Source organism: Nonomuraea sp. NPDC049269 (genome assembly GCF_043197155.1).
GTDB lineage: Bacteria > Actinomycetota > Actinomycetes > Streptosporangiales > Streptosporangiaceae > Nonomuraea.
In genome coordinates this window covers 264,610-287,395 of record NZ_JBICSO010000012.1, presented here as the reverse complement: position 1 = coordinate 287,395, position 22,786 = coordinate 264,610, and the positions used below count along the sequence as shown (strand labels likewise).

Here is a 22,786-nt window from a genome sequence, read left to right as displayed (position 1 = left end):
GGAGGTCAGTCAAGCGGCTAGAATCTGCGACATGACTGACGACACCCGCTCCGGGATCCTGCGGGTCGCGCTCGAACTGTTCGCCTCGCTGGGCTATCACGCCACCTCGGTACGGGAGATCGCGGAGCGGCTCAACCTGACGAAGACCGCGGTCCTCTACCATTTCCCCAGCAAGAAGGACATCCTTGCCACACTGGCGGAGCCGATGCTGGCCGACATGGAGGCCGCCGTCGAGGCGGCCAACGGCATCGAGGGCGCTGACTTCCGGCGGAAGCGGTGGGTCGTCATCGAGGGGCTGCTCGACGTGTGGCTGAGGCACCGGTTCCTGATGCGGATGAACACGCAGGACCTGGCGCTGGGCGCCGACCGCCCGACGTTCGAGCGTTTTCGCGACACCGCGATGATGGCCGAGCACTTCATCGCCGGCCCCGACGCGGATCTCGCCGGGCAGGTCCGGGCGGTGCAGGCGTTCGCGATGCTCAGCGACCCGGTCGTCATGTTCGCCGACCTGCCCGCCGACCTGATCCGGCCCGCGGTGCTGGCCGGGGTGGAACGACTCCTCGGCGAGACGGCCCCGGGGCATGTGACCGGGTCCGCGACCGATCTCGATGCCGGGTCTCCGTCCGACTTTCAGGCAGGGCTTGCGCCCGACTTTCGGGCGGGGCCCTCCGCCGAGCCCTCCGCCGAGCCCTCCGCCGGGGCTTTCGCCGAGTCCTCAGCCGAGTCCTCGTCTGGCACTTCGCCCGCGCCCGCTCGGTCGTCGGGTCGACGGCGTGGCAGGCCCGGCGCGATGAGCCCGGACATGATCGAGACCGCCCGGCGGATGTACGCGACCGGCGAGCACTCCGCCGCCGACATCTCCCGAGTCCTGGGCGTCTCTCGCGCGACCGTATACCGGCACCTGTCGGACGGCTAATTTTGAGACTAAATATGCGACTCATTTTGAGACGATAGGTCAAACGCAACCCGCAGTTGTCACCGCGCGCACGCCCCTGTCACTCGGCGTTCCGCCGCCGCGCGGCCTCCGCAAGAGCCTGGGCCCGCTTGCGGCGCCGGTCGTCCCTCACCGTTTCGAAGATGATGGTCGCCCGCTCGAAGGCGCTGATGGCCTCGTCAAACCGTCCCAGCTCGCCCAGGGCATTGCCGAGGTTGGTCAGCGCCGTGCCTTCGCCGTGCCGATCGTCCGCCTCGCGGCAGATCGTCAGGGCTTTCCGGTGCAGGGTGACGGCCTCCTCGAACCGCCCCGCCTCGGCCAGGGCATTGCCCAGATTGTTGAGCGCCATGCCTTCGCCGTGCTGCTCGCCCAACTCCCGGCAGACCGCCAGGGCGTCCGTCAGGACGGTGATGGCTTCATCAAATCGCCCCACCCCGCTCAGGGCACTGCCTAGGTTGTTCAGCGCCGTGCCTTCGCCGTGTCGCTCGCCCAGCTCGCGGTAGACCGCCAGGGCGTCCCGGTACGCGGTGACGGCCGCCTTGAACTGCCCCAGCTCATCCAGGGCATTGCCGAGGTTGGTGAGCGTTATGCCCTCTCCGTGCCGGTCTTCCACCTCGCGGCGGGCTGTCAGAGCGTCCTCCAAGACCGTGACGGCCTCCTCGAACCGCCCCGCCTCGCCCAGGATGGAGCCGAGGCTGTTCAGCACTTTGGCTTCGCCGTGCCGGTCGTCCAGCAAGCGGAGGATTGTCAGGGCTTTCTGCTGTGCGGTGATGGCCTCTGTGTAGCGCCGCACTCCGGCCAGGGCATTGCCGAGGTTGATCAGCACTTGGGCTTCGCTGTGCCGGTCGTCCAGCAAACGGAGGATTGTCAGGGCTTTCTGCTGTGCGGTGATGGCCTCTGTGTAGCGCCGCACCCCGCTCAGGGCATTGCCGAGGTTGATCAGCACGTGGGCTTCGCTGCGCGGGTCGTCCAGCAAGCGGAGGATTGTCAGGGCTTTCTGCTGTGCGGTGATGGCCTCTGTGTAGCGCCGCAGTCCACTGAGAGCGCTGCCGAGGTTGTTCAATACCTGGGCTTCGCTGTGTCGATCGCGTAGCTTGCGGAGGATCGTCAGCGCCTTGCGGTGCGTGATGAGGGCGTCGGTGAATCGCCGCATCTCGCACAGGGCGACGCCGAGGTTGTTCAGCGCGCCGGCTTCGCCCCGCCGGTCGCCCAGCCGGTTGCCGGCCCGCACCGCGACATTGGCGACGGCCAGACGGTCATCGAGGTGGCGGCGCCACGCAAGGTATTCGGTCAAGTGGGCCGACAGGTCCAAGGTGACGTGGTGGCGGTGGGTGGAGTCGGCCAGGGCGACCGCGGCGACCAGGTTGGCGCGTTCGGCGTCCAACCAGGCCAGCGCGTCCTGTCGGCCGCCGAACCGCTCAGACGTCGACTGACCGGGAAGAGCACGCAGGTGGCCGTCGGCGGCGTCGGCCGTGTCCAGGTAGAAGGCCAGCATCCGGTCCAGCGCCCGCTCGCGCCCGTCCGAGTTCGCCTCGGTCCTACCGTGCTCGTCGGCGTACAGGCGGACCAGATCATGCATCGCCCACCGGTCCTGGCCCGGGACCGGAGCGGTGACCAGGTGGGCACGGGACAGGGCGGCCAGGCGTCGGCGCGTGACCGGTGCGGGTGCGTCGTCCAGGGCGGCAGCGACCGACAGGGACAGGTGCGGGCCCGGGTCCAGCGGCAGCAGCCGGAACAGCCGTGCCTGCTCAGGCTGCGTGTCGACCAGGTGCCGATAGGACAGGTCGAACGCGGCCCGCACCGCGTACGGCCGGCCGTGGGAGTCGGCATCACCGGTGTCCAGGGCGTCCAGCCGGTGCCGGGCGTCGGCGAGTTCCGCAGCCATGTCAGCCAGGAGGCGGTCCGGCTCGGCGCGCAGCAGGGCGGCGGTGATCTGTAATGCCAAGGGCAGCCGTCCGCACAGCCGGGCGATCGTTGTCGCGGGATGGGGCTCTGCGTCGATACGCGGATCGGGCCGGCTCGGCTGCAGGGCGGTACGCAGCAGGTCAAGGGCCTCTTCTTCGGGCAGCACGGTCAGGTCGACCAGGTGGGCGGCCAGGGTAAGGGTGTGCCGTGAGGTGATCAGCAGCCGGTGGCACGGCTGGGCCGGCAGCAGCGGCTCGACCTGGCCGGTGACGGCGGCGTTGTCGGCCACTACCAGCACTGGCAGCCCTTGGCGGGCTTGTTCGGCCAGCACCGACCGGTACAAGGCAAGCCGTTCCTCGCCAGTTGGCGGAAGATCGGTGTCGCGGATGCCCATCTTGCGCAGCACGTCCCCTGCCGCCGCTGCGGCGGATACGCGTTTGCCGGGGTCGGGGGTGTAGCCGCGCAGGTCGACGAAGTACACGCCGCCGCCGAACCAGCCCTGCTCCATCGCCTGATGGGCGGCCACGAGCGCTAGCGCGGTCTTGCCGACCCCGGCCATCCCCGCCACCGCCGACACCACCACGCCTGTCCCACCCGCATCCGCCGGGTCCAGGAAGGCCAGCACCTCCCTCAGAGCGTCGGTGCGGCCGACGAAACCGACCGGGCCGGCTGGCAGGCCCGCCCGAGCCTGCGGGGCTGGACCGGTGACTTGCATGGTGATGTTGCGAGCCAAGGTCACCGGCGCGTTGAACGTCCCACCAGTGATCGCGTTACGGTGGCCACCGTCGTCAACGCCCTGATTGTCAACCGTGCGAGGCGGCTCGCTCACCGGAGCTGCTCCGGGACATCGGGATCGTCTGAGGGCAAGGCAGGAGGCGGGGACAGTTGAGCCGCGGATGGGCCGACGATATCCCGGGCCATCGTCACGGGCCCATGGAAGGTGCCGCCCGTGATCGTGTTACTGGCGTTACCCGCCCCCGTGATGGCGGCCCGGCCGGCGTCGCCGGTCTGGATCACCCCGAAGTTGTCCCGAACGGCAACTGATCGCTCCTCGCGCTCCGTAATGGCGTCTATGTCTGAGCGTGGAGCGGTCGCCTGGGAAGAAGCCGGGCTCGAACTTCGGCGGGCCAGGACAACTCCGTACACCGAGATGCCCAGCCCCGCCAGGGCGACGAACACGCCTACCACGCTCGCCAGCTGATCGGCCTGTTCCAGATCCAGCACGATGAAGATCGTCCCCAGTGCGCCGACCACCAGACCGCCGACCGTCAGCGAGATCCAGCCCCAAGTGCTCTTCCTCGTCGCCATGCAGACCATGGTGAACGTGCTGGCCGCATACCGCCACTGAATGTGCAAACCAGCAGCCGGTCAGTTCACTTGCAGGAGCGGTTTCCCACCGGTTCTCTCAGGAGAGCAGCATGCGCTGGCGTAGTAGGGCGAAACCGGCGCGCCGTCCCAGAGCCGAAACCGCGCAGTCGCAGAGAGGCCATGGAGACCAGCGTTCAGCTAGGAAAATCTAGGATGACGTATTCGTACTCGCCCGGAGACGAGCGTTTGAAGGTCCCGTCTCCGTCCAGGTCGATGAAGACGGTCAGGTACAGCTTCTTCTGCTGGGCGGCCAGGAGTGTCGAGGTGCCGTCCTTGAAGACCGTGGAGAACAGGACCGTGTCCTGGGAGTCGGAGCTGTGCCCGACCCGGTCTCCGATCAGGTAGTTGTGGCCGTGGTTGTTCAGATACAGCGTCCCTGATCCGTGCTCGTAGTCGGCGATGCCGGTGCCCGGTCTGAAGCAGGGATGGTCGGCCACCTTGCCTCCGTCGTCGATGGAGAAGACCGAGTCATCCGTCCAGGCGCAGACCTGGGCGGCCGTGTCCTTGGGGAGGGTGGGGAATCGCAGTTCGAACGGCTCGCGCTTCAGGGTGACGGTGGTGATGGGCTGGTCCAGATCGGTCAGGGACATCGGGCTGGCCGCCTTGTCCTGCCAGAATTCCAGCCCCAGGCGCGGTGAGCGCGCCACTTGCGCCGCGGGTGTGCCCGTGGGCGTGGCCGTCACAGTCGGGGACGTGGTGGCCGAGCCTGATGCCGATGGGCTGGTGCTGGGCTGCGGTGATCGGTACCAGTTGATGGCGACGGTGGCGGCCACCGTAAGGGTGATCGCGAGGCCCGCCGCGAGCGCCGTGCCGACGATCACACCGGCGCGCTTACGGCCCGGCTGTGTCTGGTGAGGCGTGGCGGGTGGCGGTGTGATCGGCCAAGGCCCCTGACGGAGCGGCGCTGGTGTCCCGTAAGGCGATGGCGTCCCGCCAGGGGGTGGCGTTCCCCCAGGTGGTGGTGTCCCGCCGCCCGGGGGCGGTCCGCCAGGCGGTGGTGTCCCATAGGACGGTGGTGTCCCGTACGAAGGGGGGCCGGGCTGCTTGTTCATCAGTCCCAGCAGCACCTGCCGGGCGGTCGGTCGCCACGAGGGGTCCTTGTGCAGGCAGGCGGCGACGAAGCCGCGTAAGGTCCCGGTCAGCGAGCCCAGCTCGGGTTCGGCGTTCAGGATGCGGTTGATCACGGCGGGCAGCGGTTCGTGGCCGAACGGCGGCCGGCCGTTGGCCGCGTACGCGATGGTGCACGCCCACGCGAACATGTCCAGGGTCGGACCGGCCGGGTGACCGGACAGTTGCTCGGGCGACATGTACGCCGGAGTGCCCACGACGCCGCTGACCGTGGCGGCGGTGGCGTCGATCGGGCGCGCGATGCCGAAGTCGATGACTCGCGGACCGTCGGCGGCCAGGAGCACGTTCGCGGGCTTGAAGTCGCGGTGCACCACCCCCGCCGCGTGAATGGCGCCCAGCGCCGTGGCCGTCGCGATGGCCAGACGGTCCAGGTCAGCGCCGCGCAGGACCCCCTTGTCGCGCACCGCCTCCTGCAGCGACGGGCCGTCGACGTACTCGCTGATGACGTACGGAGGGTCGGCGTCGGGATCGGCCGCCAGGACGCGGGCCGTGCAGAACGGCGCCACCCGCTGCAGGGACGCCAGCTCCCGGTGGAAGTGCCGCCGGGCGTCGAGGTCGTGGCCGATGTGCGTGTGCAGGAGCTTGACCGCCGCCTGCTGCCCGCTGGGCGAAGTGCCGAGGAACACCGTGCCCTGGCCGCCCTCACCGAGCCGCCCCCGCAGGACGTACCCGGCGACTTCCCGGGGATCGGTCGATCGGAGAGGTCGCATCAGATTCTCTCGCGCGGCAGCGGCAGCGGCAGCGGCAGCGACAGACGGCAAGCGCGGGGATCCGGCCGGCGGCGGCGAACCGCGTCCTCGCCTGGGTGCGGATGGGGCGGCATCTGCATAGAGCTGATTGTGCCGGATGCCGGGGTTGTCCGCTCGGACCGCGTCGATCCGTGAGACCAGCGCAGTGTCGCGCGCCACATCAACGCGAGAAGTCACTTTCACGTAATCCGCATATGTCATGATCCACGGGATTTGTGGACTTTGTGACAGGAGAAGGATGATCGCACTGGCACGTCGTACGCTGCACGCCGCCCTCGCGGGTGGTCTGGCCGCCGCGGCGGTCTGGACGGCGGGCGTACCGGCGGAGGCGGCCGTGGCCGCCACCGTCTCGGTGGACTTCACCAAACCGATCCGGACGATCGCACCCACTGACTTCGGCATCGGGATCACCGGCTACGGCGAGGGTTCGTACATCACCAACGACCCCAAGCACCAGGCCCGGCTGCGCGCTTTAGGCGTGGGCCGGATGCGGATCGAGCTCCACTACCAGGAGCCGGGCAACCATGACAGCCCGATCATCTGCGGCGGCTACGAATGCGCCACGGAGGTCTCGGGAGACGCCTGGATCAACGCGATCCGCGACCTCGGCGCCGAACCGGTCGTCATCCTCCAGGTGGACGGCCGGCAGAGCGCGGAGGTGAACCGCGGTGACGCGGTGGCCCTCTACAAGCACTTCGCGGCGACCGGAAAGCCGGTCCAGCGGTTCATTCTCGGCAACGAGCTCAACTGCGCGTGCACTCCCGACAAGCCGGAGATGACGGCGGCGGAGTACAGCAGCCGCTTCAACCTGATCACCGACGCGCTGCGGGCCGAGAACCCCGCGGTCAAGGTGGGCGGCCCCGCCACGGCATGGGACGACCACGACTACATCAGAACGTTCCTCCAAGGCTCCGGCAGCCGCGTCGACTTCGTCGACTACCACGACTACGGCAACGGCTTCGATGAGATCACCGACGAGGCGCTCCTCGGCAGCGTGATCCGCGACTACGAGAGCGACATCAAGGAGGTGAGCGCGCTCGCGGAGTCCGTACTGGGCCGGAAGATCGACCTGCAGATCGGCGAGTTCAACTCCGACTTCAACGACCCCGACGGCCACCGTACGCTCACCCACTTCAACACGCTGTGGGGCGCGGCGGCGCTCGGGCAGATCCTGCACGCGGGCGCCAGCGCCTACCAGTACGGCGACAAGAATGGGCAGCTCGGCCTGACCAGCACGAACGGCGAAGGCAACATTCCGCGCAGCGAGCCCCTGCCCATCTACCACGGCATCGGCATGTACACCGGTGAGGGGCTGTTCCGGCCCTTCGGCAAGACCGTCGTCCAGGCCAGCGCGAACAACGACAAGCTGCACGTCTTCGCCTCGGACCAGAGCAAGAACGTGGTCCTGGTCAACGTCGGCGCCGACCCGATCGAGGCCGGTCTCGCGCTCACCGGGCTGACGGCGGGGACCGCGGCGATCTGGCAGAGCACGTCGGACGCCTGGACCCCGCACCGGACCGGAACCGCGGCCATCGCCGGCGGCAAGGCCACGGTGACGCTGCCGGCGGGTTCGGCGACGACGCTGGTGATCGACCAGCAGGGGCTGTCGGCGACGTACTTCGACAACGCCGACCTCACCGGCGCCACGGTCACCAGGATCGACCCCACCGTGAACTTCGACTGGGGTTCGGCCGCCCCGGACCCGGCCATCGGCGCCGACACCTTCAGCGTGCGCTGGACGGGGAAGGTCGTGGCCGACAAGGCGGAGACCTACACCTTCGTCACCACCACCGACGACGGGGTACGGCTGTGGGTGGACGGCAAGCCACTCATCGACAACTGGACCGACCACTCCAAGCGCGACGACACCGGCCAGGTGGCGCTGAGCGCCGGGACGCACGACATCAAGATGGAGTTCTACGACAGCGGCTATGACGCCATCGCCGAGCTGCGATGGGAGAGCCCGAGCATTCCCCGCCAGATCATCCCCGCGGAGAAGCTGCTCACCGGGTGAGCAGGCCCGCGCCCACCCCGCTCCTGGGGTGGGCGTCCGGGCTAGAACCGGATCCCATGGGTATGGCCTTCTTACCCTTGAGAACAGGTATCCGGATGATCACCAAGTTGGCGCGGCTGTGCGGCTTCGGGGCCGAGGCCGTCGAAACGTTCGCCCGCAACGGTCTGCTGCGCCCTGTGCCGCCCGCGGACCTGGCGCGTATGGTGGAGGCGTTCCGCCACTTCCACGTCACCCCCGCCACGGGCGTGGCCATGGCCGCCGCGCGCTGGCCGGATCGCCCCGCCATCCTCGACGAGGACGGCTCCCTGACGTTCGCCGAGCTCGACGCGCGGGTGGCGGCGCTGGCCTCGGCCCTGTACGACCGGTTCGGCGTACGGCCGGGCCGGACCGTGGCGATCATGTGGCCCAACCACCGCGGCTTCGTCGAGGCCGTGGCGGCCGTTTCGCGGCTGGGCGCGGACTTGCTGCTGCTCAACACCGGCCTGGCCGGGCCGCGCCTGCGTGACATCCTGCGGCGCGAGGACGTGCACACCCTGATCGCCGCGCCGGAGCTGCCGCCCGTGGACTTCGCCGGGACCCGCGTCGGCGACCTGGATGAGCTGATCGCCTCCGCGACGGCCTCCGCGACCGCGACCGCCACCGGGCCCGAGCCGCCGGCGCCGCGTCGGCCGGGACGCCTGGTGCTGCTCACGTCCGGGACGACCGGGGTGCCCAAGGGAGCGACGCGACGGCTCTCACTGACCGCGCTGGCCGAGCCGTTCACCTCGATGCTGGCCACCGTGCCGCTGCGCAGCGGCGAGCCGATCCTCATCGCGCCGCCGCTGTTCCACGGTCTCGGCCTGCTCTGGTACGGCGTGGCGCTGGTGCTCGGCTGCCCGGTCGTGCTGACGCGGCGCTTCGACCCCGAGAAGGTCCTTCGCGCCCTCGACCGGCATCGGGCCACGGCCATGGTCGCCGTGCCCGTCATGCTGAGGCGGCTGCTGGCCCACGACGTCCAGCCGCTGCCGCACCTGCGGGTGGTGGTCTCCGGCGGGTCGGCGCTGCCGCCGGACCTGGCCACCGCGTTCATGGACGCCTACGGTGACGTGCTCTACAACCTCTACGGCTCCACCGAGGTCGGCTGGGCCACGCTCGCCACCCCGGCCGACCTGCGGGCCGCCCCGGACACCATCGGCCGCCCCACGCGCGGGACCACGGTGGTGATCGCCGGCCCGGACGGCCGCGAGCTGCCCCCGTACGAGGTGGGCCGCGTTCTCGTCGGCGGCGGGCTCACCTTCAGCGGCTACTCGGGCGGCGGCGGTGACGCGAGCACGGAAGCTGGCGGCCGGCAGAGCACCGGCGGCCTGCTGAGCACCGGCGACCTCGGGCACCGGGACGGCCGGGGGCGGCTGTTCATCGACGGCCGCGAGGACGACATGATCGTCTCGGGTGGTGAGAACGTGTTCCCGCAGGAGGTCGAGAACCTCCTCGGCCGGCATCCGGGCGTCGCCGACGTGGCCGTCCTGGGCGTACCGGATGAGGAGTACGGCCAGCGCCTGGCCGCCTACGTGGTCCGGGAGCCCGGCGCGAGACTGTCGGCCGACGAGCTCAAACAGGCTGTCAAGGCCGAGCTGGGCGGCTACAAGGTTCCGCGCGACATCGAGTTCGTGACGGCCGTGCCCCGCAACCAGACGGGCAAGGTGGACCGGCGGAGACTCGGTGGCACGATGAGCTCATGACGATCCCATCACTCGGTCTCGATGAGCTGCTCACCACCACCCGGAGCGTGCGCAAGCGCCTCGACCTCGACCGCCCCGTCCCGCTCGAACTGGTGCGGGAGTGCCTGGACATCGCGCTACAGGCGCCCAGCGGCGGCAACCGCCAGGGCTGGCACTGGATCGTGGTCACCGATCCCGAGCTCCGCCGGCAGATCGGGGACTACTACCTGCGCTCGGCGCAGGCGTACTTCGGGTCCGGCGCCTCGGGCGCGCACCTGTACAAGGACGACCCGGCCCGGGCCGAGGTGCAGCGGCGCGTCTCGGTGAGCGCCGTCCACCTGGCCGAGCACATGGGGGAGGTGCCGGTGCTGGTGATCCCGTGCATCCAGGCGTCCAAGCTCCCCGAGGGCAACCAGGCCGGGCTGTGGGGATCGCTGCTGCCCGCGGCGTGGAGCTACATGCTCGCCGCGCGGGCGCGCGGGCTGGGCACGGCGTGGACCACCCTGCACCTGGCCTACGAGAGCGAGGTGGCCGAGCTGCTCGGCCTCCCCGACGACGTCCGCCAGGGCGTGCTCATCCCCACCGCCTACTACACCGGCGACACCTTCAAGCCCGCCTCGCGCCTGCCGCTCGACGACGTCCTCCATCTCGACCGCTGGCGGGGCGCCATGTGACGGAGCCGGGGGCTTATCGGTGGCCTTAATTTATGCCTTGACATAAGTGGGAAACATAAGTTGTCTCGGTGTACACCCCCCAATGTCACCGAGGAGCCCCCCGTGACAACACCACACAGGCGCGCGGTCCAGGCCGCCCTGGCCGTATGCCTCGCCGCCGGAAGCCTGATGGCCGCCCCGCAGGCCTTCGCCGCCAACGAGCCGGTCAACATCTACCTGACCACCACCTCCGACGCCGGCGGCCGGACGGTGACCCGGGGCCTGCAGCAGCAGGCCCCGACCGCGTTCGCGGCGAGCAGCGGCGCCGCCACCCACACGATCACCGTGAACGAGGGCACCCGTTACCAGACCTTCGAAGGCGGCGGCGCGTCCATCACCGACACCACCGCGTACCTGCTGCGTGGCGGCGCGGTCAGCGCCGCCACCCGGGACGAGGTCATGCGCCGGCTGTTCAGCCCGGCCGACGGCATCGGCCTGTCGTTCGTCCGCAACCCCATCGGCGCTTCGGACCTGTCCCGGCCGGGCAACGTGTCGCTCGACGACACCTGCTGCGACCTGAACGACTTCGGCGCCAACGGCTATGACACGAACGTGCGCCTGCTGACCCAGCAGGCCAGGCAGCTCAACCCGCAGCTGCGCATCATGGCCGTGCCGTGGAGCTCTCCCGGCTGGATGAAGGACAACGGCCGGATGGACCAGATGGGCTGGCTCAAGTGGGAGTACTACCCCATGTACGCGCAGTACCTGGTGAAGTACGTCCAGTCCTACGCCGCGATCGGTGTGCCGATCGACTACATCTCCGTGCAGAACGAGCCGAACTGCTGCCAGGCCGGCAACCCGACCGCGATGAACTACCCGGGCATGAGCTGGAACCCCTCCGGGCTGGTCGAGTTCACCAAGAACCACGTCTACCCGGCCTTCCGCGCGGCCGGCATCTCCAGCAAGGTGCTCATCCACGACTGGAACTACGGCGACTACGCCAACAGCGGCGCCCCCATCCTCGGTGACGCCGGGGTACGCGATGACCCGCTGTTCGGGGGCATCGCGTGGCACGGCTACTTCGGCGACCCGGCGGTGGGCACCCAGGTGCACAACCAGTATCCGGCGGTACGGCAGTTCAGCACCGAGCACTCGGGCGGCACCTGGATCAGCAACCAGCACAACGAGGACATGGCCGACATCGTGACCTACGCCAGGAACTGGAGCGGCAGCCTGGTCAAGTGGAGTCTGGGCGTCAACCAGAGCATGGGCCCGCACAACGGCGGCTGCGGCACCTGCACCGGCCTGATCACCGTGCAGGAAGGCGGCTCGCGCGCCGGGCAGGTCGACTACACGATCGAGTACTACACCACCGGGCACCTGACCAAGTTCGTCCGGCCCGGGGCGCAGCGCGTAGACTCCACCGCCAACGCCACCGTGCAGAACGTCGCGTACCGCAATCCGGACGGCTCCAAGGCCCTGCTCGTCCACAACGGCGGCACGTCCGCCCAGTCGGTCAAGGTGATGTGGGGCGGCCAGTCGTTCACCTACACCATGCCGGCCCGTACGACGGCCACCTTCACCTGGAGCGGCACGTCGACCGGTACCCCGACCGGCACGGTCAGCGGGCTGGGCGGCCGGTGCCTGGACGTGACCGGCGGCAACAGCGCCGACGGCACGCCCGTGCAGATGTGGACCTGCTTCGGCGGGGCGAACCAGCAGTGGACCCGCGCCTCCGAGGGCACGCTCCGCTCGCTCGGCAAGTGCCTCGACGTCTCCGGCGGCTCCACGGCCAACGGCGCCCGCCCGCAGCTCTACTCCTGCAACGGGTCGGCCGCCCAGCAGTGGAGCTACACCACCGGCCGCGACCTGGTGAACCCGGTGTCCGGCAAGTGCCTCGACGTGGTCGACAACGCCGCCACCGACGGCGCCCGGCTGCAGATCTGGACCTGCACCGGCGCGGCCAACCAGAAGTGGACGGTCCCGGCCTGACGCCTCAGGGTTGGCCTCGTCCTCAGGCAGGGCGTGTACAACAGTGCGTATGTCAGAGGGTAATGCGGATCAGGCGAACCGGGAGGACTTGGCCGCCGTCGTCGCGGCCGTCCTCACCGGTTCGCGCCTGCTCGTCTCCATCGCCGTCCGCTCGCTCGGCGCGGTCGAGGACAAGGTCACGTTGCCGCAGTTCCGCATGCTGGTGGTGCTGGCCGGGCACGGGGAGACCAAGCTCGTCACCATGGCCGAGCTGCTCAACGTCAACCCCTCCACAGCCATGCGGATGGCCGACCGGCTCCTCGCCGCCGGGTTGATCGTGCGCGAGGTCAATCCGCGCGACCGCAGGGAGAGCCCGATGCGCCTGACGGACGAGGGTCAGCACATCGTGGACCAGGTCACCGCCCGCCGCGGCGAGGAGATCGCCGCGATCGTCTCGCGGATGCCGATCGAGCAGTGCCGGGCGCTGGTCACGGCGATGACGGCCTTCACCGAGGCGGGAGGTGAGCTGCCCGAGGACGCCCTGCACCCGCTCGGCTGGCCCGGCATCTGAGGGCCGATCTTTGCCTAGAGCAAATTTTGCATGCTGCCATGAACGCTCCCGCCCGGCGCTGCGTACCTCCTTCTGAACCGTCCGAGGACCCATGAAGGGGGTGACGGCGTGCGACTGCGACAGCGCCGTCCCGTTCTCGCCATCAGTGGCGTCGCCGTGCTCCTGGCTCTCGGCGCGTGCGCCGGCCTCCCCGGCGCGCAGCTCCCCAGCGCTCAGCTTCCCGCCGCGACGGTCGTGCCGGGCGTCAGCAGCGCGCCGCCCGCCGCGGCGGCGACGGCGGTCGACACCAGTACGTGGGCCACCAAGTGGGGCCCGTTGTCGGCGGCGGACAGGGAGCTGATCACCAAGGTCCGGCTCGCCACCCTGTGGGAGATGACCATGGCGCAGCAGGCCACCACGCGGGCGAGCACCGCGCGGGTGCGGAAGATCAGTGTGGAGATCGCGGCCCAGCACCACGTCCTGGACGAGAAGGGCCTCGCTCTGGCCGCCAAGCTCAAGGTGCAGCTGCCGATCAAGCCGACGGACCTGCAGCAGGAGTGGATGGCCGACATCTCCAGCCGGTCCGGCAAGCAGTACGACTCGACGTTCGTGAAGTGGCTGCGTCTGGCGCACGGGCAGATCTTCGCCCTGATCGGCGCGGTGCGCGGCAGTACGCAGAACAGCCTGGTACGGCGTTTCTCCGAGGAGGCCAACGCGGCGGTGCTGAACCATCAGCGGCTGCTGGAGAGCACCGGCCTGGTCAACCCGGACGCCTTCCCGTCCCCGCCGGCCGCCTGACAGCGGCCGGCGTTCCCGTTAGGGCAGGCGGCCCACCTGGGCGAGCGCCTGCTTCAGCAGCACTCCCTGGCCGCCGGTCATCTCCTGCTGGACCAGGGGGGAGGCGGCCTCCTCCGGCGTGAACCAGACGAAGTCGAGGGCGTCCTGGCGGGGGCGGCAGTCACCGGCGACCGGGACGATGTAGGCGAGCGACACGGCGTGCTGGCGCGGGTCGTGATAGGGCGTGACGCCCGGCGTCGGGAAGTATTCGGCGATGGTGAACGGCTGCGGCGACGCGGGCACCTGGGGCAGCGCCGTGTGGCCGAGATCCTTCTCCAGGTGTCGCAGGAGCGCGTCGCGGACCCGCTCGTGGTGCAGCACGCGACCCGAGACCAGCGCCCGGCTGACCGCTCCGTCTGGGTCGATGCGGAGCAGCAGGCCGACGCGGGTCACCACGCCGGTCTCGTCGACTCGCACCGGCACGGCGTCGATATAGAGGATCGGCATCCGCCCCCGCATGGACTCCAGCTCTTCCGGAGCGAGCCAGCCGGGCACAGTTTCGGTCTTTTCGGTCATCTGACGATCGTACGTCCCAGCGTCCCTTGATCCATCCGGACTCTCCAAGCTTCGGTAAAGCCTATCGTCACCGGCGTCAGGTGTCCGGCCGCCCGGTAATGAACCCCGCATGAGCGATGTGTGGCGCCGGACCCCGATCGCCGCCGACGGCACGCTCGGCGCCGCCGCCGAGCATCCTGGCCGGCGCGACCCGCTCTACCTCGCCCGGCGCCGCGCGCTCGCCGAGCTGGCCCGTGGTCACCAGGTGGGGGATCCGTCGCCGACGGTGGAGTACACCGAGGGCGAGCACGCCACCTGGAGCAGGGTCCATCGCGCGCTCGACGACGCGCATCGGGCGTACGCGTGCCGGGCCGTGCTCGACGCGCGGGAGGAGGTCCGCGTCCCCGCCGACCGCATCCCCCAGCACGCGGAGGTCGGGGCCCGGCTGCGGCGGTTGACGGGGTTCGACTTCACGCTGGCCGGGGGAGTGGTGGAGAACGAGCGCTTCCTCGGCTCGATGGCCCGGGGGTACTTCCATGCCGTGCAGTTCGTCCGTCATCCGGCCGTGCCGCTGTACTCGCCGGAGCCGGACATCATCCACGACGTGTTCGGCCACGGCATCCACCTGGCCGCACCGGAGTTCGCCGCGATCTACCGGCTGATCGGCCAGGCGGCGGTGCGGGTGGAGACCCCTGGAGCGCTGCAGATCATCAGTGATCTGTACTGGTTCACCCTGGAGTACGGGGTTCTGGAGGAGGGCGGGACCCCCAAAGCGTACGGGGCGGCACTCCTGTCCTCCTACGGCGAGCTCGGCCGGATCGACCGGAGCCGGATCCGCGACCTGAACGCGCTCGACGCGCTGGCCACCCCCTACGAGATCTCCGGGTATCAGCCGGTGCTGTTCGGCGCCCGCTCGCTGACCCACGTCGCCGACACGCTCGCCGACTTCCTGGACGCCTTCGACGACGACGCGGCCCTGCGACTGCGGCCGCATGGCTGAGAATCCGCCTATCGCCGCGCTGTGGCGTGGACCAGGGGCAGGAACACCTCGTCCACGATCTCGACGAGCGTGCTGTCGGGAACGGGGTGGCGGGCGAACAGGATCTCGTGGCGCAGCAGGTTGGTCGCCGTGGAGACGACTCGGGGGCTGAGCTCGGCGGAGGCGATCTCCCCCCGTCGGGCGGCTCGTTCCAGCACCCCGGTCATCACTTCGCTCATGATGGCGAACGGGCCCGGATCGAGGTCGGGGGCCTCGGCCAGCAGGCCGTGGATGACGTCCTGACCGATGTCGCGCTGCCGCTCGACCATCCGGCGCAGCACGGCGAGGACGTCGCCGCGTAGCTCGCCGGTGTCGGGGGGCTGGTCGGCGATGGATCCGGTGCTGTGGCGCATGGCGGCGACGACGAGCTCGGCCCGGTTGCGCCAGCGGCGGTAGAGGACCTGCTTGCCGGTGCGGGCCCGGGCGGCCACGCCTTCCATGGTCAGGCGGGCGTAGCCGACCTCGGCCAGCTCCGCCCAGGCGGCCTCGAGGATCGTCTCCTCCAGCGCCGCGCCGCGCCGGCGCTGGCTGGTCTGCTGCGGCACGAGAACCTCCGTTAGAGACGTTGCGTCTCCTGCTGTGATGAGCCTATCGTACGAATTGGAGACGGTTCGTCTCTAATCGACCGGGGAGACGGAACATGACCACGACCACCTCCGAACGGCTGGACCCCGCGGTGCTCAAGCTCGCCGGGATCCTCGTCCTCGGCGCGCTGGCGCCCCTGCTGGACAGCACCATCGTGAACGTCGCCCTGCACACCCTGGGCCGCGACCTGGACGCGCCGGTTTCGGCCGTCCAGTGGGTGAGCACCGGCTACCTGCTCGCCCTGGCGATGGCGATCCCGATCACCGGCTGGGCCGTGGACCGCTTCGGCGCCAAGCGGATGTGGCTGGGCGCGCAGCTGCTGTTCCTGGCGGGCTCCGTGCTGTGCGGCGTGGCGTGGAACCTCGGCTCGCTCATCGCCTTCCGCGTGCTGCAGGGCGTCGGCGGCGGGCTGATGCTGCCGATCCTGCAGACCCTGCTCATGCGGGCGGTGGACGGCAGGCAGCTCGGCCGCCTGATGGCCGTCGTCAGCCTGCCCGCCCTCGTCGGCCCGATCCTCGGCCCGGTCGCCGGCGGCCTGATCGCGGGCCACCTGAGCTGGCGCTGGATCTTCTACGTCAACGTCCCCATCAGCCTGCTCGCGGTGCTGCTGGCCTGGCGCGGCCTGCCCGCCGACGCTCCGCGCGACGGCCACCGCCTCGATGTGACCGGCCTGCTCCTGCTCTCGCCCGCACTGGCCGCCCTCATGTACGGACTGACCCGGGTGGGCACCGAGGGCGGGTTCGGCCACGCGGCGGTGCTCGGCCCGCTGGCGGCCGGGGCGCTGCTGCTGACCGGCTTCGCCTACCGCGCGACGCGCACCGCGGACCCGCTCATCGACCTGCGGTTGTTCCGCACGCGGGCGTTCGCCGTGTCCTCGGCGCTGCTGTTCCTGTCGGGGTTGGCGATGTTCGGGTCGATGCTGCTGCTCCCGTTGTACTACCAGCAGGATCGCGGCGCGAGCGTGGTGGCCGCGGGGCTGTTACTGGCGCCGCAGGGGCTGGGCAGCCTCCTGGCCAAGGGGCTGGGCGGCGTCACCGACCGCGTCGGCCCCCGGCCGGTCGTCCTCGCGGGCATCGCCATGACCGCACTGGGCACCGTCCCCTTCGCCTTCGCCGGCCGGCACACCGGCGGCCTGATTCTGGGCGCCGCGCTGGTCGTCCGGGGCGCCGGGCTGAGCGCGGCCAACATGGCCATCATGGTCGGCGCCTTCCGCGGCCTGGACCGGGCGCGGATCCCGCACGCCAGCAGCACCACCCGGATCATGCAGCAGCTCGGCGGCTCGTTCGGCACCGCCGTGCTCGCCGTCATCCTGCAACGGCAGTTGGCCGACCATCCGGGCGCCGCCTTCGGCCACACCTTCGCCTGGGCGTTGGCGTTCACCGTCCTCGCCGTCGTACCGGCTCTCTGGTATCAGCGCACGTGATCACGGCAGTGGCTTGTCGTACAGCCACGAGCAGAGCAGCGGCACGACCGACGGGTCGGCGTAGCGGCCCACATGGGCGATGAAGGCGTCGGTGGTGACGTTGCCGTGCCGGTGGGTGTCGGTCCAGGCGCGCAGGATCAGGAAGAACGCCTGGTCGCCCAGCTTCCGCCGGATCGCGTGCAGGGTCAGCGCCCCGCGCTTGTAGACGCGGTCGTCGAACAGCAGCGCCGGGCTCGGGTCCCCCAGCACGAAGTCCTGGGGGAGGATCTCCAGGCGGCGCCGCCAGCGGCCGGCCAGCTCGTCGGCCGTCGGGCCGCCCGACGCCTGCGACCACAGCCACTCGGCGTACGTGGCGAAGCCCTCGTGCAGCCAGATGTCCTGCCAGGAGGCCACGGTCAGGCTGTTGCCGAACCACTGGTGCGCCAGCTCGTGCGCGACCAGCCGCTCGTGCCCGCGCCGGCCGTCGACGTGGTTGCGGCCGAAGATGGCCATGCCCTGGGCCTCGATCGGGATGTCGAGGTCGTCGTCGGCCACCACGACGGTGCCGGCGGCGAACGGGTACGGCCCGAACCGGTCGACGAACAGCGCCATCATCTGGTCCTGGCGCCCGAAGTCGTGCCGCACCCGCGTCCCGAGCCGGGGCGGGTGGGCCAGCCGCGTGCCGCCCACGTCCGAGAACTGGTAGCGCCCGATCTGCACGCTCGCCAGGTAGCTCGCCATCGGCTCCGGCTGCTCGTACACCCAGGTCGTGGTGCCCGCGGACCGGTATTTGTGGACGAGCAGGCCGTTCGCGATCACCTGGTACGGCGAGGCGGTGGTCACCGTGATCCGGTAGGGCGCTTTGTCGCCGGGCTGGTCGTTGCACGGGAACCAGGAGGGCGCGCCGATCGGCTGACTGGCCACGAGCGCGCCGTCGGTCAGCTCTTCCCAGCCCAGGCCGCCCCACACGCTCCGCACCGGCCGGGGACTGCCCGTGTAGCGGACCTCCACGGCGGCGGTGGCCCCGACGTGCAGCGTCCAGGGCAGGGCGACGCGCAGCTTGCCGTCGCGGTGCGTGTAGCGGGCGCTGACGCCGTCGACGGTGACGCCCGCGACACGGAACTGGCCGAAGTCCAGGTCCAGGCCGTCGAGCGGCTCGTGCGCCACCACCGACAGCAGGGCCGTGCCGTCCAGCCAGTTCGTGGACACGCGGTACTTCAGCGTCAGGTCGTACTGCGCGACCCCGTACCTGAGGTCGCCGTGCGAGGGGAAGTACGAGGTCATCGCCAGGCCGCGATGGGATTGCCGAACCAGCGGGAGCCGTCGGGAACGTCCTCACCACGCATGACCAGAGAGGCGGGGCCGATCGTGGCGTCGGCGCCCACTCGTGCCGCGGGCAGGATCACGCCGTGCGGGCCGAGCGTCGCGCCCCCGGCCAGCGTGACGGTGTCCATGCTCATGACCCGGTCGTGGAACAGATGCGTCTGCAGCACGCAGCCCCTGTTGACGCTGGCGCCGTCGCCGACGCTCACCAGGTCCGCCTCGGGCAGCCAGTAGGTGTGAAGGGTGACCCCATGCCCGATGCGTGCCCCGAGTGAGCGCAGCCACACGTTCAGGGGCGCGGTTCCCAGCCACGGTTCGGCGAACCAGGGCGCCGCCAGCACCTCCACGAAGTTGTCCGCGAGCTCGTTGCGCCACACGAACGAGCTCCACAGCGGCCGATTGCCCACCGCGATCCGGCCGACCAGCGCCCACTTGGCGGCGGTCGCCACCGCCGCGGCGACCACCCCGGCGGCCAGCATCAGCACGCCGCCCAGCAGCGCGGCCACCCCGAAGCCGTACGACGCCGCGACCCACTCCATGGCCCCGGCGGTCAGGAGGGCCAGCGCCACCGTGCCCATCGCGGGCACCAGACGGCAGACCTCGACCAGCGCGCGGGCCGCCTTCAACCGCGCGGGCGGGTCGTAGGTGCGGCTCCGGTCGCCTTCCTCGGTGGTCCGGCGCAGCTCCACGGGCGGCATGCCCAGGTACGACGAGCCGGACTTCGCCTTCTTCGGCGTCGCCGACAACACGCCCACCAGGCCGTCCTTGGGCACCTTGCGGCCGGGCGCGGTCATCCCCGAGTTGCCGAGGAAGGCCCGCTTACCGATCCGCGCCGAGGCGATGCGCATCCAGCCGCCGTCGAGCTCGTACGGGGCGACCATCGTGTCGTCGGCCAGGAACGCGCCGTCGCCGACCGAGGTCATGGTGGGCAGCGCGAGCACGGTCGACAGCTCCACGCCACGGCCCACCCGCATGCCGAGCGCGCGCAGCCAGGCCGGCGTGAGGATGCTGGCGTACAGCGGGAACAGCCAGACCCGGGCCGCGGACATCAGCCGGCCCGTCGCCCACGCCTGCCACGCCTGGCGGCTGTGCACCGGATGGTTGCCGGGACGCATGCGGATGCCGAGCAGCCGCACGATCACCAGCGTGACCAGCGCGAACACGGCCATCCCGACGACCGTCGCGAGCGGCACACCGATCAGCGCGCTGGTGAGCGCCGCGCCGAGCGTGCGCGCGTCCTGGGCGTACCAGCCCAGGACCGCCAGGCCGGACAGGACGGCGACCGCCGGCAGCAGGCTGAGCACGACGGCCGACAGGCCGTACATCACGACCCAGAACCGGGAGCGGGCGGCCCGCTCGGCCGGCCGTGACCTCTTGCCCTGCCGGGAGGCCGGCGCTCCGGCCCAGCGCTGCCCGGCCGGCACCGCGCCCGCGATCGCCGAGCCCGGGGCGACCTGGGCGTTCTTTCCGATCTTGGTGCCGGGGAGCAGGGTCGACCGGGAGCCGACCGTGGCGCCCGCGCCGATCCGGATCTCGCCGACGCGCAGCACGTCGCCGTCGTACCAGTAGCCGCTGAGATCGACCTCCGGCTCGACCGAGGCGCCCGCGCCCAGCCTGAGCAGGCCGGTCACCGGGGGAGCGGAGTGCAGGTCGGCGTCGGCGCCCACCTGGGCGCCGAGCAGCCGGGCGTACAGGCCCATCCAGGGCGCGCTGGCCAGGTCGGGCACGCCGAGTCTGGCGGCGAGCTGTTCGGCGAACCACAGCCGCAGGTGCACGCCGCCGCCGCGCGGATGGCGGCCCGGCCGTACGCCGCGCAGCAGCAGCCGGGCCGACCCCGCGGCCAGGCCCATCCGCCCCGGCGGGGTGACGAACACCAGCCAGCCCAGTGCCACCCACCACCACGACAGGGTGGGCGCCCACGGCGGCGCGAGCAGGTTGCCGACCGTCGCGAGCAGCACGATCCAGCGCATGGCGCCCGCCGTGAGCAGCGGCACCATCAGCGTGGCCTGCGCGAGCGCGGCCCGCGCGGGCATCGGTTTCACCGCACGGCGCGCCGACTTTGCCGGGCCGCGGGAGGCGAGCAGCTTCGCGAGCCCGGCCAGGGTCGGGTGCGCGTAGACGTCGCCCACGGCCACGTCCGGGTAGTCGGTGCGCAGGAGCGACACGAGCCGTGCCGCGGCCAGGCTGGTACCGCCGTCGGTGAAGAAGTCGGCCTGCGGTCCGTCCGGCGCGACGCCGATGACGTCGGTCCACCGCTCGGCCAGCCACGCCTCGATCGGGCTCAACTCACCCTTCGCCGCGTCCGGCGCACCTGGCTCGGCCAGCGGCCAGGGCAGCGCGTCGCGGTCGATCTTGCCCGAGGTACGCGTCGGGAGCGCGTCGATCAGCGTCAGCCGGGGGACCAGGGCGGCGGGCAGCGATTCGGCCAGCAGCTCGCGGGCCTGCCCGACGTCGAACCCGTCGTCCGCCACCAGGTAGCCGACGAGCAACTGGTGGCCGCCGCCGGCGGTCCGCACCGCGGCGGCCGCGCCCGTGACGCCCGGCAGCGCCTGAAGGGCGGCGTCCACCTCACCGAGCTCGATCCGCCGCCCGCCCAGTTTCACCTGGTCATCGGCCCGGCCGATGAAGTAGAGCCCTTCCGGCTCGGCACGGACGAGGTCGCCGCTGCGGTAGGCGCGTTCCCAGCCGAGCGACGGCAGCCGCGGGTACTTCTCGGCGTCCTTCCCCGCGTCCAGGTAGCGGGCCAGGCCCACGCCGCCGATGATCAGCTCTCCGGTCTCGCCCATGGCCACCGGCTCGCCTTCGGCGCCGACGACGGCCAGATCCCAGCCGTCGAGGGGCAGCCCGATGCGTACCGGCTCCGCGCCGGTGAGCCGCGCCGCGCACGCGACGACGGTCGCCTCGGTGGGGCCGTAGGTGTTCCAGACCTCTCGTCCCGGTACGGCCAGCCGCTCCACCAGCTCGGGCGGGCACGCCTCTCCACCGAAGATCAGCAGCCTGATGCCGTCGAGCGACTCCACCGGCCACAGCGCCGCCAGGGTCGGCACGGTCGAGACGGCCGTGATGTCCTGCTCGGCGAGCCAGGGCCCCAGGTCCATGCCGGTACGCACCAGCGATCGGGGGGCGGGCACCAGGCAGGCGCCGTGCCGCCAGGCCAGCCACATCTCCTCGCACGAGGCGTCGAAGGCCACGGACAGCCCGGCGAGCACCCGGTCGCCGGGGCCCAGCGGCTGGTCCTGGAGGAACAGGCCCGCCTCGGCGTCGACGAACGCGGCGGCGGAGCGGTGCGTCACGGCGACGCCCTTGGGCTTGCCGGTGGAGCCGGAGGTGAAGATGATCCAGGCGTCGTCACCGGGCACGGGCGGCTGCGGGCGCGGGTTCCAGTCGTCGCCGGGGGTCAGCGGTTCCGGCGACATCGTCCGCACGATCAGGTCGCCGATCGGCCGGTCGGTCGCCGCGCCGGTCGCCTGGTCAGCCGGTCCGCCGGTCACGCCCGCGGCGTCGGCCGTCCGTTGGCCGGTCACGCCCTCAGGGCCGGCCGTAGGTTTGCCGGTCACGATCGCGGAGACGTTGGCTTCGGTGAAGACCAGCTCGGCGCGTTCCTCGGGGTCGTCGGCGTCGACGGGCACGTACGCGGCGCCCGCGGCGAGCACGGCGAGGATCGTGACGTACAGCTCGGCGGTGCCCGACGGCACCCGCACGCCCACCCGGTCACCACGGCCGATCCCGGCCTCCCTGAGCTCACCCGCGACCCGCGCCACCTCGGCACGCAGCCGCCGGTAGTCGAACCGCGTGGTCCCGTCGTCGAGCGCCGGCTCGTCCGGATGGACCCGCGCGGTCTCGTCGAGGACGTCGAGCAGGGTACGGGGCGCCGCCGCCAGCGGGCCCGCGGGATAGACCGCACGCGAGGCGAGCTTTAACGGCTGGAGATCGGCCATGTACGGACTCAAACGTTGCTCCTCGAGTCGGGCGGAGCTGGTCCTGTCGCACTGAAGAGCACACACTGCTTCCGCCGCCACCTGTGGCGATTACGCCACCGCGATACCAACAGCCGCATATCGGGCGTCTATTCCAACCTCTCCGAAGTCACCGAGTCGCGCCAGGCCCTTCGGCCGGTGAACTTCGGGGCGAAGCGG

16 protein-coding genes are annotated in these 22,786 nt (G+C 71.0%); 9 read left to right on the top strand and 7 right to left on the bottom strand.

All coding sequences use genetic code 11. The features are described from left to right. Window positions 1–31: 31 nt before the first annotated feature. Window positions 32–916 (top strand): TetR family transcriptional regulator, encoded by an 885-nt coding sequence (locus tag ACGFNP_RS53440; protein ID WP_393331703.1) that lies wholly within the window; start codon window positions 32–34, stop codon window positions 914–916. 79 nt (window positions 917–995) lie between these two features. On the opposite strand, the gene ACGFNP_RS53435 is transcribed toward ACGFNP_RS53440, so the two are convergent. From ACGFNP_RS53435 to ACGFNP_RS53425, 3 genes are all read right to left on the bottom strand, one after another. Beyond that, window positions 996–3,464, bottom strand: a complete 2,469-nt coding sequence (locus ACGFNP_RS53435; protein ID WP_393331700.1) for a tetratricopeptide repeat protein — start codon at window positions 3,462–3,464, stop codon at window positions 996–998. Between the two features lie 200 nt (window positions 3,465–3,664). Continuing rightward, a complete protein-coding gene (locus tag ACGFNP_RS53430) occupies window positions 3,665–4,147 on the bottom strand; it encodes a hypothetical protein (protein WP_358321481.1) in 483 nt (160 codons plus the stop codon). A gap of 194 nt (window positions 4,148–4,341) precedes the next feature. Further along, window positions 4,342–6,045: a serine/threonine protein kinase gene (locus tag ACGFNP_RS53425; protein ID WP_393331697.1), complete on the bottom strand. Its 1,704-nt coding sequence runs from the start codon at window positions 6,043–6,045 to the stop codon at window positions 4,342–4,344. A gap of 277 nt (window positions 6,046–6,322) precedes the next feature. Here ACGFNP_RS53425 and ACGFNP_RS53420 point away from each other — a divergent pair, with 277 nt between their 5' ends. From ACGFNP_RS53420 to ACGFNP_RS53395, 6 genes are all read left to right on the top strand, one after another. Then, on the top strand, window positions 6,323–8,098 hold the full coding sequence (locus ACGFNP_RS53420; RefSeq protein ID WP_393331695.1) for a PA14 domain-containing protein: 1,776 nt from the start codon (window positions 6,323–6,325) through the stop codon (window positions 8,096–8,098). 95 nt (window positions 8,099–8,193) lie between these two features. After that, a complete protein-coding gene (locus ACGFNP_RS53415; RefSeq protein ID WP_393331692.1) occupies window positions 8,194–9,816 on the top strand; it encodes an AMP-binding protein in 1,623 nt (540 codons plus the stop codon). Continuing rightward, window positions 9,813–10,469 (top strand): nitroreductase family protein, encoded by a 657-nt coding sequence (locus tag ACGFNP_RS53410; protein WP_393331690.1) that lies wholly within the window; start codon window positions 9,813–9,815, stop codon window positions 10,467–10,469. The genes ACGFNP_RS53415 and ACGFNP_RS53410 overlap by 4 nt, the downstream gene beginning before the upstream one ends. Window positions 10,470–10,571: 102 nt before the next feature. Beyond that, entirely contained in the window at window positions 10,572–12,440 is a 1,869-nt protein-coding gene (locus ACGFNP_RS53405; RefSeq protein ID WP_393331687.1) for a ricin-type beta-trefoil lectin domain protein, read from the top strand. Between the two features lie 49 nt (window positions 12,441–12,489). After that, entirely contained in the window at window positions 12,490–12,990 is a 501-nt protein-coding gene (locus tag ACGFNP_RS53400; RefSeq protein ID WP_358321466.1) for a MarR family transcriptional regulator, read from the top strand. 108 nt (window positions 12,991–13,098) lie between these two features. After that, window positions 13,099–13,767: a DUF4142 domain-containing protein gene (locus ACGFNP_RS53395; RefSeq protein WP_393331683.1), complete on the top strand. Its 669-nt coding sequence runs from the start codon at window positions 13,099–13,101 to the stop codon at window positions 13,765–13,767. Window positions 13,768–13,785: 18 nt separating this feature from the next. Here the strand turns inward: ACGFNP_RS53395 and ACGFNP_RS53390 are convergent, their stop codons facing one another. Next, complete coding sequence (locus ACGFNP_RS53390; protein WP_219538811.1) at window positions 13,786–14,322, bottom strand: NUDIX hydrolase family protein; 537 nt, start codon at window positions 14,320–14,322, stop codon at window positions 13,786–13,788. Between the two features lie 109 nt (window positions 14,323–14,431). Between ACGFNP_RS53390 and ACGFNP_RS53385 the strand changes: the two genes are divergently transcribed. Next, entirely contained in the window at window positions 14,432–15,301 is an 870-nt protein-coding gene (locus ACGFNP_RS53385; RefSeq protein WP_393331680.1) for a phenylalanine 4-monooxygenase, read from the top strand. An 8-nt stretch (window positions 15,302–15,309) separates the two neighbouring features. Here the strand turns inward: ACGFNP_RS53385 and ACGFNP_RS53380 are convergent, their stop codons facing one another. Further along, entirely contained in the window at window positions 15,310–15,885 is a 576-nt protein-coding gene (locus ACGFNP_RS53380; RefSeq protein WP_393331678.1) for a TetR/AcrR family transcriptional regulator, read from the bottom strand. A 95-nt stretch (window positions 15,886–15,980) separates the two neighbouring features. On the opposite strand from ACGFNP_RS53380, the gene ACGFNP_RS53375 reads away from it, so the two are divergent. Continuing rightward, on the top strand, window positions 15,981–17,348 hold the full coding sequence (locus ACGFNP_RS53375) for an MDR family MFS transporter (RefSeq protein ID WP_393331674.1): 1,368 nt from the start codon (window positions 15,981–15,983) through the stop codon (window positions 17,346–17,348). Here the strand turns inward: ACGFNP_RS53375 and ACGFNP_RS53370 are convergent, their stop codons facing one another. Together ACGFNP_RS53370 and ACGFNP_RS53365 are read right to left on the bottom strand one after the other, a co-directional pair. Next, window positions 17,349–18,611, bottom strand: coding sequence for a M1 family metallopeptidase (locus tag ACGFNP_RS53370; RefSeq protein ID WP_393331671.1), 1,263 nt, complete (start codon window positions 18,609–18,611; stop codon window positions 17,349–17,351). Then, on the bottom strand, window positions 18,608–22,600 hold the full coding sequence (locus ACGFNP_RS53365; protein WP_393331668.1) for a Pls/PosA family non-ribosomal peptide synthetase: 3,993 nt from the start codon (window positions 22,598–22,600) through the stop codon (window positions 18,608–18,610). The genes ACGFNP_RS53370 and ACGFNP_RS53365 overlap by 4 nt, the downstream gene beginning before the upstream one ends. Between the last annotated feature and the right edge of the window lie 186 nt (window positions 22,601–22,786).